The following is a 13414-nucleotide window of genomic DNA, read 5'->3' as shown; positions in this document are numbered from 1 at the left end:
CGTGACACCACCCCTTACGCCCGAACCCGTCCTCGGCGCCGAGCACAGAGCCCGGCTGGACGCCGTCCTCGCAGACACCGACCGGCTGCTGGCCGCCGCCTACCCCGGCGACGACGGCAGCCGCCAGCCCGTGCACACCGTCTACATCCCGGCGGACCGCTGCGTGCCCGCCCTCCCCGGAAGCTGGGGTGCAGAGGGACTGGCCGCGGTGGCGGAGCACGGCAGCCTCGCCGGGCTGGCGGAGCAACTGGGGATCGACGCCGGAACGGCCGCCGCCGTCGTCCCGCTGGTCGAGGCGAAACTGCGCACCGAACCGATCGAGGACCTACGCCTCGACTTCGAGGACGGCTACGGTATCCGGCCCGACGACGAAGAGGACGGCCATGCCCGGCAGGCAGCCGCCGCCGTGGCCGGGGCGGTCGCGGCCGGAACCGCCCCGCCGTTTGTCGGCATCCGGTTCAAGTCCTTCGAAGCTGCCACCCGCGCCCGCGGCGTCCGCACCCTGGACCTGTTCCTGGCCGGCCTGCTGGCAGCCGGGCCGCTGCCGGACGGACTGGTGCTGACCCTGCCCAAGGTCTCCACCGTGGAACAGGTCGAAGCCATGGTCTACGTCTGCGAACTGCTGGAGGACGCCCACGGGCTGCCCGAAGGCCGGCTCCGGTTCGAGGTCCAGCTGGAAACCCCGCAGCTGATCCTGGCCGCCAACGGCACCGTGCCCGCCGCGCAGCTGATCCACCGGGCCAAGGGCCGGGTTTCGGCCCTGCACTACGGCACCTACGACTATTCCGATTCAGTACAGATCGCCGCCGCCTACCAGTCCATGGAGCATCCGGCCGCGGACTACGCCAAGGCCGTGATGCAGGTAGCCGCCGCTGGCACCGGCGTCCGGCTCTCCGACGGCTCCACCAACATCCTGCCGCTGGGTACACCCGCCGAGATCCTCTCGGCCTGGCAGCTGCACGCCCGGCTGGTGCGCCGATCCCTGGAACGCGGCTTTTACCAGGGCTGGGACCTGCATCCGGCGCAGCTGCCCACCCGCTTCCTGGCCACCTATGCCTTCTACCGGGAGGGGTTCGACGCCGCCGCGGTGCGCCTGCGCAATTACGTGCAGAAACGCGGCGGCAGCGTGCTCGACGAACCGGCCACGGCCCGTGCGCTGGCCCGGTTTGTCTCCCGCGGGCTGCTGTGCGGAGCACTCACCGACGCCGAGGTTGCGCGGGACACCGGGCTAACCGGCGTCGAACTTGCCGCCCTCGCCCATCCAGCCGCCCGGCCCGCCACCACCACCACCACCACCTCCGCACCCGAAGAAAAGGTCCGATAGTGAACACGCCCCGCTACTACGCCCCCGAGGGCGGCCTGCCCGCACAGACCGATCTGCTCACCGGACGGGCCGTGGTCACCGAGGCCTACACCGTGATTCCCCGCGGCGTGCTGCGGGACATCGTGGTCAGCGTGCTGCCCGAATGGACCGGTACCCGTGCCTGGATCCTCAACCGGCCGGTCGCCGGCGGGGCCACCACCTTCGCCCAGTACCTGATGGAGGTGGCCCCGGGCGGCGGCTCCCGCGCCCCCGAGCCGGAGCTTGAAGTGCAGTCCTTCATTTTCGTCCTCGAGGGCACCCTGACCGTCCGCCGCCTGGGCCGGGACCATGAGCTGACTCCGGGCGGGTTCGCCTACCTGCCGCCGGAAACGCTGTGGGGAGCGTTCAACGAGGGGCAGGAAACGGTGAAATTCGCGTGGATCCGCAAGGCCTACCAGCCGCTGGTCGGGCATACTCCGGCGCCGCTGTTCGGCAACGAGGCGGACATCGCGCCGACGCCGATGCCCGGCACGGACAACAAATGGCGCACCACCCGGATGATCCCGGTGGACGACGTCGCCTATGACATGCACGTGAACGTGGTGACCTTTGAACCCGGTGCCGTGATTCCCTTCGCCGAAACCCATGTGATGGAGCACGGGCTGTACGTGCTCGAGGGCAAGGCGGTGTACCGGCTCAACCAGGACTGGGTGGAGGTGGAGGAAGGCGATTACCTGTCCCTGCGCGCGTTCTGCCCGCAGGCCTGTTACGCCGGCGGCCCCTCGAACTTCCGCTACCTCCTATATAAGGACGTGAACCGCCAGGTCCTGCTGGGAGGCCGGTGATGAACGACGGCGCCCGCTCCGGATACTCGGTGAACTGCTCCATCCTGTTCACCGAACTTCCCCTGCTGGAACGTCCGGCCGCCGCGCGGGCCGCGGGCTTCGACACCGTGGAATTGTGGTGGCCGTTTCCCGAACCGGTCCCGCCGCAGGCACAGGTGGCCGAGTTCGAGGCAGCCATCCGCGACGCCGGGGTGCGCCTGGGGGCTTTGAACTTCGACGCCGGGACAATGCCCGCGGGCGAACGCGGACTGCTCTCCCTGCCGCACCGGGGAGCGGATTTCCGGGCCAACGTGCAGGTGGTGGCGGGAATCGGGGAACGGCTGGGCTGCCGGCTGTTCAACGCCCTCTACGGCAACCGCAATCCCCGCTTCAGTCCCGAGGAGCAGGATGCCGAAGCCACGCGGAACCTGCTGGAGGCGGCCCGCGCCGTCGCGCCCTTCGGTGGAACCGTGCTCCTGGAACCGCTCAGCGGCGCCCCGGACTATCCCCTGAAAACAGCGGCGGACGTGTTCGCGGTGCTGGACCGGGTGCACGACGCCGGGGCGGCGAACACGGCGCTGCTCGCCGATTTCTACCATCTGGCGGTGAACGGCGACGACGTCGAGGCGCTGGTGGCCGCCGACGCCGGCCGGTTCGGGCACGTCCAGATTGCCGATGCTCCCGGCCGCGGTGCGCCCGGAACCGGAGCCCTGCCCCTGGCGGAGTGGGTCCGGGCGAGCCGCAGCGGCGGCTACCGCGGGGAGGTGTCGCTGGAATACGCGGCACCGGCTTCCGTGGCCTTCGACTGGTTGGACGCGGAGGCTGCGGCGCGCACCGCGGAGGCCCCCGAGGCGCCGTCGAAGGCGCGGGCCGCCACGCCGGCGGCGGACCGCTACGACCTGGTGATCCGCGGCCAGGCCGTCCTGACTCCGGAAGGGATTGTTCCGGCGGAGGTGGCCGTGCGGAACGGCTCGATTGCCGCCGTCGTCCCGCTGGGCACCGGGCTGGAAGGGGAGCGGCTGCTGGAACTTGCCGAGGACGAAACGCTGCTGCCCGGACTGGTGGACTCCCATGTGCACGTGAACGAGCCGGGCCGCACCGAGTGGGAGGGGTTCGCTTCGGCCACCCGGGCGGCGGCGGCCGGCGGGGTCACCACGCTGATCGACATGCCGCTGAACAGCATCCCGCCCACCGTGAACGTGGCGGCGCTGGAGACCAAGCGGGCCTGCGCAGCGCCGCAGTCCGCCGTCGACGTCGGCTTCTGGGGCGGAGCCGTTCCCGGAAACGAAGCGGACCTGCGTCCCCTGCATGACGCCGGCGTGTTCGGCTTCAAGTGCTTCCTGGTCCACTCCGGCGTCGACGAATTCCCGCACCTGGAACCGGCGGAAATGGAAACCGTCCTCGCCGAACTGAAGACCTTCGACGCCCTGCTGATTGTCCACGCCGAAGACCCGGACAAGATCCAGTCCACTCCGGCCGGTTCGCGGTACGCAGGCTTCCTGGCCTCGCGGCCGCCGGAAGCGGAAAACACCGCCGTCGGACAGGTCATCGAGGCGGCACGGCGCACCGGAGCGCGGGCACACATCCTGCACCTGTCCTCCGCCGAGGCGCTGCCCCTGATCCGCGCGGCGAAGGACGACGGCGTCCGCCTCACCGCCGAGACCTGCCCGCACTACCTGACCCTGACCGCCGAGGAGATTCCCGACGGCGCCACGGCGTTCAAATGCTGCCCGCCCATCCGCGGGGAAGCGAACCGGGAACAGCTCTGGGCCGGACTGGCGGACGGGACCATCGACTGCATTGTCTCGGACCACTCGCCCAGCACCCAGGACCTGAAGGACCTGGTGCGCGGGGACTTCGGCGTTGCCTGGGGCGGGGTGTCCTCGCTGCAGCTGGGCCTGCCGCTGATCTGGACCGAGGCCCGCACCCGGGGAATTCCGCTGGAGCGGGTGCTGCACTGGATGTCCGCCGCGCCCGCAGCGTTGGCCGGCTTGGACCGGAAGGGCGGCATTGTTCCGGGCAAGGACGCCGATTTCGCCGTCTTTGCGGCCGGGGAAACCTTCACCGTGGACCCTGCCGCCCTGCAGCACAAGAATCCCGTCACGCCTTACGCGGGGAAGCAGCTCACCGGAGTAGTACGCCGCACGCTGCTGGCGGGAGTCGACGTCGACCCCGCCGCTCCGGCCGGCCGGCTGCTGCGGCGGGGCGGGGCGTAGGCGGACTGTTTGCGTGACGGTGCCCACATGACGCCCGTCGCATTTACGCAACCGCCGACCCTGAAAGTAATGTCTTCTGTATGGCCCCCTTCCGAAACAGCCGCGCCGCTGCCCTTCCCGCAAAACTGTCCCGTTCCTGGCTGCTGGCATCCGCCGCAGACGAAGCGAACTTTGCACCGGCGCTGGCGTCCGAGGCCGATTCGGTGGTCTTCGACATGGAAGACGCCGTTCCGGCCGGCGGCAAGGCCGAAGCCCGCGAACGGGTTGTCGAGGCATTGTCCACCGGCATGACCGCCTGGGTGCGCGTCAACGGCATCGAAACCGAGTACTGGGCCGATGACCTCGCCGCCCTCTCCAAGGCTCCGGGCCTGCGCGGCGTGATGCTCGCGATGACCGAAAAGCCTGAGCAGGTCACCCATACGGCCATGCGGCTGCAGGCCGGCACCCCGGTGCTCGCCCTCGTGGAATCGGCCCTCGGCATTGAAAACGCCACCGCCATCGCCAGCGCGCCGGGCACGTTCCGCCTTGCGTTCGGCGTCGGCGATTTCCGCCGCGACACCGGCGCCTCGGATGATCCGATGGCCCTGGCTTACGCCCGCTCCAAGCTCGTGGTCGCTTCCCGCGTCGGCCAGCTGCCCGGCCCCATCGACGGTCCCACCGTCGGTGCACTGGGCGAGAAGCTGCTGGACGCCTGCAAGGTCACCCAGAGCATGGGTATGACCGGCAAGCTGTGCCTGATGCCCGAGGCTACGGACTTCATCAACCAGGGTCTCTCGCCGAGCGGCTCGGAAATCACCTGGGCCCACGAGCTGCTGGAAGCACACGCCGCCGGTGCCGTGGTGGGCGACGGCTCCTACCTGCCGCGCCTGGCCCGCGCCCAGAAGATCTCCTCGCTGGCGGACTCCTACGGACTCTGGAACGCCTAAGCGTTATTCGTTCCGCACAGCTGTGGCATCCGGTCCGGGTGCCACAGCTGTATTGCTTCAACGGCTGGTCCGCAGCGCCGGGGCGTCGCAGTGGTAATACCAGTTTCCCGCGGAAGGTACCATCAACGCATGGAGTTTCAGCCGCCTACGGCTTCTCAGGATCTGCTTTTCGGCGACGCGATCATGGGCATGCTCATGAATCAGATTGTCACTATGGAACCAGGGGACCGCCTGCCCAGTGAACGTGAGCAGGCGCTGAGGTTCAACGTGAGCCGGACAGCTCTTCGAGACCGCATAGGCCGGCTGGAGTCGCTGGGTGTCTTGGAGCGAAGGGACAGGGCTGGGACTTTCGTCATCGGGCTTCGTCCGGAAACGGTTAGTGAAGTGCTGACCCTGGGGCTGATGGGATCGAAAATAACGGTTGATTCTCTGGTCCCGGTTCGCGTGGCGCTGGAGCGGCAGGCAGCGATCGAAGCTGCGAGGCGTGTTGACCACGTCAACTGTGCCCACATGGCCGTAGCGGTGGACCGCATGGATGCCTCTGACGACTCATCTGAACTACATGCGGCGGACATGGCATTCCATCAAGCGCTCTTTAATGCCTCGGGATCGCAAGGGTTGGTGTTTTTCGCCAAAGTCCTCTCTACCGTCCTGTCCAATACCATGCGCCACCTCGCACTCGATCAGGACCGGGTCCGAATGCGCGTCCTGCATCGGGCGATTCTGGATGCGGTGCAGTCCGGAGATGAAGGCGCCGCCGTTGTTGCCGTTGATGCTCACTTCTCCTGGCTTGACGAACTCATTAAGCACGCCACTTAGCGGAGTGGGAGGAGATTCTCCCGTATTCCTGCCGCGCCCAGATTGCGCACAAAAGTATTTAAATCTGGTTACTCCAAACTCTTGTCTGGTATTACCAACTAGGTCACACTGGGTGTACTCGCAGTGCCACACCGACGTTGCACCTGTGTTTGAACTTGGTTAATCCAACCTCGCGCAACACCGCACCGCCCTCCGCCAGACAACCACCGTTGCTGGGGGAGTATCACTCAAGGAGGAGAAGAATGAAGGCGAAGCAAATTGTTCCCGTATTGACTGTCGCGCTGATGCTAACCGCGTGTGGTTCCGGATCCAGTAACGCAGGGGCCGGGGCAGAGGGGGAGACATATAACTGGGACTTCACCGTGACCGTAAGCGATACGTCGAGTTGGTACTTGGGTGCCGAACGGTTCGCAGAGATTCTCAATGACGAGAGCGATGGACGCATCACGGTTAACGTCTACGCAAATGAGCAGCTCTCCGGTGGAGACCCGGCTGCCGGCGTCGAGCAACTGATGAACGGTGACAAGGCCTTTTCCTACAACTCGACCATCATCTACTCCGGCATCGATTCCCGATACGGTGCCATCAATGCCCCATTCCTCTATAAGGACTATGAGGAAGCAGACGCGGCTATCGAAGCTGGCGCACTCGATGCCTACAAGGAACTAGCCAACGAGCAGGGAGTCGAACTCCTTGGGTTCGGGGAGTCAGGGTTCCGCCAGATCACTAACAACAGCAAAGAAATTACAGCCCCAGACGACCTGAAGGCCTTGAAATTCCGAGTCCCCGGTTCGAGCATGTTCCTCGACATCTATTCCGAAATGGGTGCAGACCCGATAACCATGAACTTCAGCGAAGTATTCACCTCGCTGCAGAACGGAACCATCGACGGCCAGGAAAATCCCTACGACGTCATTGCCTCCAACGGCCTGATGGAGGTCCAGGAGTATCTGACTGTCTGGAACTACATTTACGACCCGCTCATGCTGGGCATGAACAAGGATATGTATGACGAGCTGAGCGACTCGGATAAAGAACTCGTTCAGAAGGCAGCCGCCGAGGCCAACGAGCTGCAGAAAAAGACCAACCGTGAACGCGGTGAGGAGCAGCTTGCGGAAATGAAGTCGACGATGACGGTCACCGAGCTCGATGAGCAACAGGTTTCCGTCTTCCGCGATTCCATGGGGCCGATTTATGAGAAGTATGAATCGGTTTGGACGGCGGATCTCTCCGAAGCAGTGAAGCCCAAGTAGCGATGAAGGCAGTCGCATCCCCTTTCGACCGCACGCTGACTTCGCTCGAGAATGCACTGATCGTCGCCACCTTTGCGAGCATCACGCTCCTGGCGTTCGCCAATGTAGTCAGCCGTTATGCGCTTCATGCGTCGCTCTCGTGGAGCAACGAACTCGTTGTAGGTCTGGCCGTGTACCTGATCATGATCGGAACCTCAGCCGCCATCCGCATGAACGCACACCCGGCCTTCACCGTCCTTCAAGACATTGCCCGCCCGATCTGGCGCAAAATCGTGGTCATCGCGATAGCAGCCGCGATGTTCACCTTCCTGGCCATCTTCTTGTGGCTGGGTTGGGACATGGTCACTAGCCAATTCGAGCGGGGTCGTGCAACACCTGCGCTCGGGCTGCCACAGTGGCTTTTGTCGCTCGCGCTGCCCCTCGGAGCCGTCCTGAGCATGGTTCGAGTGGTGCAGATGGCCGTCACCGTTATTCAACATGACGAGCAGAGCTCAACCCAGCTTCTGCCGGGAGGGTAACCACAATGCTTGAGCTCGTTCTCTTCGGATCTTTCCTGCTTTTGCTTTTCCTCGGTGTTCCGGTCGCCTTTTCCATGGGCATCTCGTCCGTAGTAACCATCCTGTATATGCAGGGCGTAAACGCACTGTTTCCGTCGTCGGGGATCATGTACGCATCGATGGCTTCCGAAACTCTTCTGGCCATCCCGTTCTTCATACTGGCCGGCGTCATCATGGAACTGACGGGCATCTCCGCCCGGCTGATCGAACTAGCCGACGCCTGCTTCGGGCACCGCAAAAGCGGAATCGCACTGACCACTATCCTTGCGGCTCTGGTGTTCTCCTCGATCTCCGGATCCGGACCTGCAACAGTGGCAGCACTGGGCGGAATACTGATCCCTGCTCTAGCGAAACACGGGTATAAAAAACGGCATGCTGCAGCCCTGGTAGCAAGCGCCGGCGAGATGGGGATCGTGATCCCACCCAGCATCGCGTTCATTGTCTTCGCCGTAGTGGCGAGCGACTACGAACGTATCTCCATCGGGCGGCTCTTCGCCGCAGGCGTGGTGCCGGGATTGTGTATGGGACTGGCGTTCTACCTGGTCGCCCGGTTTTTGCCCAGGGAAATGGAGCAGGCCAAGGCAAGTGCAAAACTGCACGCAGCACACGCCCTGGGCCGTCGAAAAGATCCGGCAGATGGGTCAACGCCGGATGCTGGAGGGGCACCCTCATCAACCTTGGATGATGTCGCTCCGCGTCAGGTTGCTTCGGATGCCGGGCCGGAACATGCGAATCCTGCCACCATGACCCTTGCGGACATCCCGCATGATGCCTCAATCCAAATCCGGACCACCCGGGCACCGGCACGGGTGATTCGTAAAGCGCTGGTCCGCGCCATTCCAGGGCTCATGATGCCTTTTATCATCTTGGGTGGAATCTACGGAGGCGTCTTCACGCCTACCGAATCGGCTGCCGTGGCCGCGGTCTATGCCCTGGTTATCGGTCTGTTTGTGATGAGGGACCTGAAGCTCGCGGACGTTTACAAGATCTTTGCCACTGCGGGCGTACAAGCCGCTCGCATTATGTTCATCATTGCTACAGCGACGCTTTTTGCATACGTAATCACGAAGTATCAGATAGCGGAGACCGTCGCTGAAGGACTTCTGTCACTGACCACCAGCACCGTGATCCTTGTGCTGCTCATCAATCTGGTCCTCCTGATCGCAGGCATGTTCCTGGACGCGATATCCGCTTTCTATCTCTTCATCCCGCTCTTTGTTCCAGTGCTGTTGGAACTGGGAATGGATATGACCACCATCGGGGTCTTCATGACGGTAAACCTCGCGCTTGGACTGGTCACGCCGCCTGTAGGAATCGATCTGTTCGTTGCGGCCGGCATCGCCAAAATTCCCTTCGGCGAAGCGATCAAAGGTATCTGGCCGTTTTTCCTGGCAGGCCTGGGTGTACTCATGCTGGTGACGTTTGTGCCCGCACTCAGCAATTTCCTTCCCGATCTTCTCGGCCTGTAATTGCCATCAACTAGGAGGCCACATGAACTTGGAACCACTTGCCGGAAAAAGTGCCATTGTGACCGGTGGCGCCCGCGGCATCGGACACGCGATCGCCTTGCGTCTTGCCGAGCAGGGCGCCGATGTTTGCATAGTTGACGTCATCGACGCCACCGAAGCAGCGCGGAACATCACCGAGCGCACAGGTAGGAAAGTTATGTCCGTCGCCGTCGACGTTCGGAACCGCGAAGAAGTGTCAGCATGTGTGCAATCGGTTGTGGACGCCTTCGGGGCAGTCGACATTGTGGTCAACAATGCTGGCACGTGCGGCCGGATTGACCTGGAAGCCATGGATGACGAGACCTGGACACGCGATATCGAAACAAATCTCCGCGGAACGTTTCTCTTCACCCAAGCGGCTATTTATCCCCATATGAAGAGCCAAGGCGATGGCCGCATCATTAACATCAGCTCGATCAGCGGAATCATGGGTGGCCCCTACGCCTCAGGCGACGGCGCAGGGCGATCCGGCCCTTCCTATGCCGCATCAAAGGGCGGAGTGATCGCATTCACCAAATGGGTGGCGAAAGAAGTCGGTACCCTCGGCATCACGTGCAACACCGTCGCTCCCGGTCCGGTCGAGACGCCGATGACCGACAACATGAGTTACTCCTTCGAGAGCCAGGCCGTCAAACGACTTGGAACGCCCGTCGAGGTGGCTGCAGCCGTCGCCTACCTTGCGTCACCGGAAGCGGCTTTCGTCACCGGCGACACCTTGAAGGTCTGCGGCGGAGCCGCCATCGGCTGAGTCGGCTCGTCTTATTTTTGGATCACTTGGTAATACCAATTCTAAAAGAGGTCATTCCACACCCCGGAGCCAGGCCTCGTAACCGCTCACCAACCTCGAGCAAGAAACGAGTTTCAATGATGACACTTGTTCACCCTGGACCACAGACAAAGCCGCGGCTGATCGCCTATGAGTCGCGTATGTCCTCAAGAGCAGTTCGGCTTAGCCCCGGACAACCACTGGCGGGCCAGCTCTTTGATGCGCTGCATAGCATCGGGGCGCGTAATGGAATTGCCGAGCTGTCGGGCGGAACGCTTTCACCCGTGAGCTACTGCGTGCCAGCCGACGGCACACATGAACGGAGAGTCAGTTACAGCACTGCCAGGAGCACGCCCCAGGCCAACTTGATTCTCGGTGCAGCCACTCTGGGCTCCCGGCACGGAACTCCCTTTCTCCACAGTCACTGCCTCTGGACCAACGCTGACGGAGTCCTGCAGGCGGGCCACCTCTGGCCGGAAACCCGAATCGGGCAGAGCCCTCCGGTTGTTGTGATCCATGCCTTGCACGACGTCGACCTCATCAGCGCGGATGACCCGGAGACAGCAATGCCGGTGTTCACACCTCAACTTGTAAAGGATCCGATCATGCCCGAATACCAGGACCGGGGAGGACCTTCCCGCTCTGTTATCGCCCGGGTCTGCCCCAATGAAGACATCACCTCGGCCGTTAAAACTCTTTGCGCATCTGCCGGCATACGAACCGCAGCCATCAGGGGCGGAATCGGCAGCTTCATCGGAGCAACCTTCACCGGGACCGGAGGTCGGGGACCACTCAGGGTTGAGGGGCCTGGTACCGAAGTAGCAACCCTTGTCGGGTTGCTCATGACGAACCCGGCAGGCGAAGCGGAGGTCACCATCACCTGCACGCTTGTCGACAAATTCGGCCAGGTCCACGCAGGCACCCTAGTCCCCGGGGAAAACCCGGTTGCTGTCACCTTTGAACTCCTGATCCAGGAACTCAACCCCATTCCGAGGGGAACCGATCTCCCCGAGCATCAGAAAGAGGCACTGGCATGAATGTCCTACTTACTACCGATTTCCTTGGCGATGAAGGAGAGGCCGAGCTGACCGAATGGCTTGTGGAGGACGGCGAGGAGGTCACCGAGGGGCAGCCTATTGCCGAACTGGAGACGTCCAAGACCAGCAACGAGATCACCGCGCCCCGCGCCGGGACCATATCCCTCACAGCCAAAGAGGGCGACGTCATCTCGGTCGACGAGAGCATCGCCACTATTTCGTAGGAGCACATTATGACAACTTATGACCCACACAACCATGGCATGGCGGGCCTGCGCATCATGGCATCAATTCGGGAATTTGAAAGCAAAATGCCGGATTTGGCCGACGAAGGACTGATCCGAGGTTCAACGCACCCTTCCGTCGGTATGGAAGCGGTTGCCGTCGGGATCTCCCTGGCGCTGGGGGAGGAGGACTCGATTGCCAGTAACCACCGCGGCCATGCACACTGCTTGGCCCGCGGTTCCGATCCGGGGCGAACCATGGCAGAAATCCTCGGCCGTCAGGACGGGTACGGCCAGGGCAAGGGGGGATCCATGCACATCGGTGTGAAAGAGCTGGGAATCCTCGGCACCAACGGAATTGTCGGAGCCGGCATCGGCCTCGCTACGGGAGCCGCCCTCGCCGCCAAGATGCAAAACACAACAGCTGTCTCGGTTGCCTATTTTGGGGACGGCGCCTCCAATCAGGGTGTCCTGGCGGAAGCCCTGAATCTTGCAGCGATCTGGAATCTTCCCGTGCTGTTTGTCTGCGAAAACAACCATTATGCCCAGTCAGCGTCAATTGAGCAGATGGTCGCCCAACCGGATCTGGCGCAGCGCGGCATTGCCTACGGAGTTCACTCCGTGAATGTGGACGGCATGGACTTGGAGGATGTCTACCGTGCTGCTGCCGTCGCCGTGGCACGCGGTCGCAACGGCGACGGACCCACCCTCATAGTGGCCGACACGTACCGGTATTTGGGCCATATGGCCGGTGATACGGAAATATACCGAAAACCCGATGAGGTTCAGCAGTGGCGAGACAAAGACCCTATTGCCCGCTTGGTTGCCACCCTTATTGAGGCAGACGTCCTAACGCAGGAACGCTGGCTGGAAATACAGGCGGAAGTATCCCGGGAGATGGACGCCGCGGAGGAATTTGCCCGCAATTCACCTTTCCCTGACGTTTCCACAGCGACAACCGATGTATACCAGGAGACCGTGGCATGAAGACACTCAGCACCTGGCGCGCACTGAATGCAGCGCTGCATGACATCCTCGAGGACACACCGACCGCCTTCGTGATGGGGGAGGACATCACCACGTGGGGCACAGGCGGAGGAATCTACGGAGTTACCAAAAAACTCGTCACTAACTTCGGGCCCGACCGCGTACGTGACACACCCATCAGCGAGGAGGTAATGATCTCTGCAGCCGTGGGGGCTGCGATGAAGGGGTCGAGGCCGATCCTCGAGATCATGTATTCGGACTTCAGTTTCCTCGGCTTTGACGGCATCATCAATCAGGCCGCGAAAGCGCGCTACATGTTCGGCGGTCAGTTCGACGTGCCTTTTGTGTTGCGTACAAACGGAGGTTCGGGCATAGGGAAGGCCGGCCAGCATTCGCAGTCGCTGGAAACCCTCTTTGCCCACATTCCCGGCCTGGAAGTTGTGGTGCCCGGATCCCCGGGCGATGCGTACGGACTCCTTCGGACTGCCGTGGCCAGCAACAACCCCACGATTTTCCTAGAGCACAAGAACCTGTACTACGACAAGGGGCCGGTGAGCTTTGAACCCATACCGTTCGGTCAGGCCCGCATCGCCCGACAAGGAACCGACGTCACGGTCGTCGCGACTCAGCAAATGCTGAAACGCTCCCTCGCTGCCGCAGAAGTCCTACAGGACCAGCATGGCATCAGCATCGAAGTTATCGATCCCAGAACCTTGTACCCCTTCGATATGGACACCGTCATCACTTCGGTGCGCAAAACGAGGCATCTGCTTGTGGCCCACGAAGCCGTCCGTGACTACGGGTGGGGCGCCGAATTCGTTGCGTCCGTGGTGGAGGAAGCCTGGAATGACTTGGACGCGGCGCCTCGACGCCTCGGCGGGAATAGGAGCCCCATTCCTTACAGCGAGAAGCTCGAAAGCGCGGTCATCCCTGCCGAGCCGGAGATAGTTGCCAGCGTTCTTGCTCTCCGCAATGCGACGGTAAAGGTCTGAGC

13 protein-coding genes are annotated in these 13414 nt (G+C 62.9%); all 13 read left to right on the top strand.

What is annotated here, in order from left to right; all coding sequences use genetic code 11:
• Nucleotide 1: 1 nt before the first annotated feature.
• The 13 genes from LJ760_RS04135 (at nt 2) to LJ760_RS04070 (ending at nt 13412) form a co-directional block, all read left to right on the top strand.
• Complete coding sequence (locus LJ760_RS04135) at nt 2–1324, top strand: DUF6986 family protein (protein ID WP_227919568.1); 1323 nt, start codon at nt 2–4, stop codon at nt 1322–1324.
• The gene (locus tag LJ760_RS04130) at nt 1324–2148 is read left to right on the top strand and encodes a bifunctional allantoicase/(S)-ureidoglycine aminohydrolase (RefSeq protein WP_227919563.1); all 825 of its coding nucleotides are present in this window, start codon (nt 1324–1326) and stop codon (nt 2146–2148) included. The genes LJ760_RS04135 and LJ760_RS04130 overlap by 1 nt, the downstream gene beginning before the upstream one ends.
• The gene (gene allB / locus LJ760_RS17560; RefSeq protein ID WP_442860631.1) at nt 2148–4343 is read left to right on the top strand and encodes an allantoinase AllB; all 2196 of its coding nucleotides are present in this window, start codon (nt 2148–2150) and stop codon (nt 4341–4343) included. Before LJ760_RS04130 ends, allB begins: the two co-directional genes overlap by 1 nt.
• Before the next feature lie 80 nt (nt 4344–4423).
• The gene (locus LJ760_RS04115; RefSeq protein WP_227919561.1) at nt 4424–5269 is read left to right on the top strand and encodes an HpcH/HpaI aldolase/citrate lyase family protein; all 846 of its coding nucleotides are present in this window, start codon (nt 4424–4426) and stop codon (nt 5267–5269) included.
• A 129-nt stretch (nt 5270–5398) separates the two neighbouring features.
• Nucleotides 5399–6088, top strand: coding sequence for a FadR/GntR family transcriptional regulator (locus tag LJ760_RS04110; RefSeq protein WP_227919559.1), 690 nt, complete (start codon nt 5399–5401; stop codon nt 6086–6088).
• Nucleotides 6089–6330: 242 nt separating this feature from the next.
• Nucleotides 6331–7341 (top strand): DctP family TRAP transporter solute-binding subunit, encoded by a 1011-nt coding sequence (locus LJ760_RS04105; protein WP_227919557.1) that lies wholly within the window; start codon nt 6331–6333, stop codon nt 7339–7341.
• Between the two features lie 2 nt (nt 7342–7343).
• Nucleotides 7344–7859, top strand: coding sequence for a TRAP transporter small permease (locus LJ760_RS04100; protein ID WP_227919554.1), 516 nt, complete (start codon nt 7344–7346; stop codon nt 7857–7859).
• Between the two features lie 5 nt (nt 7860–7864).
• Nucleotides 7865–9367 carry a TRAP transporter large permease gene (locus tag LJ760_RS04095; RefSeq protein ID WP_227919552.1) on the top strand — a complete coding sequence of 501 codons (1503 nt, stop codon included), beginning with the start codon at nt 7865–7867 and terminating at the stop codon, nt 9365–9367.
• Nucleotides 9368–9389: 22 nt separating this feature from the next.
• Nucleotides 9390–10154, top strand: coding sequence for an SDR family NAD(P)-dependent oxidoreductase (locus tag LJ760_RS04090; RefSeq protein WP_227919550.1), 765 nt, complete (start codon nt 9390–9392; stop codon nt 10152–10154).
• Between the two features lie 623 nt (nt 10155–10777).
• Entirely contained in the window at nt 10778–11209 is a 432-nt protein-coding gene (locus LJ760_RS04085; protein WP_227919548.1) for a PPC domain-containing DNA-binding protein, read from the top strand.
• Nucleotides 11206–11433, top strand: a complete 228-nt coding sequence (locus tag LJ760_RS04080; RefSeq protein ID WP_227919547.1) for a biotin/lipoyl-containing protein — start codon at nt 11206–11208, stop codon at nt 11431–11433. Before LJ760_RS04085 ends, LJ760_RS04080 begins: the two co-directional genes overlap by 4 nt.
• A gap of 9 nt (nt 11434–11442) precedes the next feature.
• Nucleotides 11443–12420: a thiamine pyrophosphate-dependent dehydrogenase E1 component subunit alpha gene (locus tag LJ760_RS04075; RefSeq protein ID WP_227919546.1), complete on the top strand. Its 978-nt coding sequence runs from the start codon at nt 11443–11445 to the stop codon at nt 12418–12420.
• Nucleotides 12417–13412: an alpha-ketoacid dehydrogenase subunit beta gene (locus LJ760_RS04070; protein ID WP_227919544.1), complete on the top strand. Its 996-nt coding sequence runs from the start codon at nt 12417–12419 to the stop codon at nt 13410–13412. The genes LJ760_RS04075 and LJ760_RS04070 overlap by 4 nt, the downstream gene beginning before the upstream one ends.
• Nucleotides 13413–13414 lie beyond the last annotated feature (2 nt).

The organism is Arthrobacter sp. zg-Y895, assembly GCF_020731025.1.
GTDB lineage: Bacteria > Actinomycetota > Actinomycetes > Actinomycetales > Micrococcaceae > Arthrobacter_B.
The sequence above is the reverse complement of the archived record's forward strand: the minus strand, read 5'-3'. Positions and strand labels throughout refer to the sequence as shown.

Bases quoted from the DNA above. Each gene is read 5' to 3' on its own strand.
- allB (WP_442860631.1), top strand. From the start codon at position 2,148: ATGAACGACGGCGCCCGCTCCGGATACTCGGTGAACTGCTCCATCCTG.
- LJ760_RS04115 (WP_227919561.1), top strand. From the start codon at position 4,424: ATGGCCCCCTTCCGAAACAGCCGCGCCGCTGCCCTTCCCGCAAAACTG.
- LJ760_RS04110 (WP_227919559.1), top strand. From the start codon at position 5,399: ATGGAGTTTCAGCCGCCTACGGCTTCTCAGGATCTGCTTTTCGGCGAC.
- LJ760_RS04105 (WP_227919557.1), top strand. From the start codon at position 6,331: ATGAAGGCGAAGCAAATTGTTCCCGTATTGACTGTCGCGCTGATGCTA.
- LJ760_RS04100 (WP_227919554.1), top strand. From the start codon at position 7,344: ATGAAGGCAGTCGCATCCCCTTTCGACCGCACGCTGACTTCGCTCGAG.
- LJ760_RS04095 (WP_227919552.1), top strand. From the start codon at position 7,865: ATGCTTGAGCTCGTTCTCTTCGGATCTTTCCTGCTTTTGCTTTTCCTC.
- LJ760_RS04090 (WP_227919550.1), top strand. From the start codon at position 9,390: ATGAACTTGGAACCACTTGCCGGAAAAAGTGCCATTGTGACCGGTGGC.
- LJ760_RS04085 (WP_227919548.1), top strand. From the start codon at position 10,778: ATGCCCGAATACCAGGACCGGGGAGGACCTTCCCGCTCTGTTATCGCC.
- LJ760_RS04080 (WP_227919547.1), top strand. From the start codon at position 11,206: ATGAATGTCCTACTTACTACCGATTTCCTTGGCGATGAAGGAGAGGCC.
- LJ760_RS04075 (WP_227919546.1), top strand. From the start codon at position 11,443: ATGACAACTTATGACCCACACAACCATGGCATGGCGGGCCTGCGCATC.
- LJ760_RS04070 (WP_227919544.1), top strand. From the start codon at position 12,417: ATGAAGACACTCAGCACCTGGCGCGCACTGAATGCAGCGCTGCATGAC.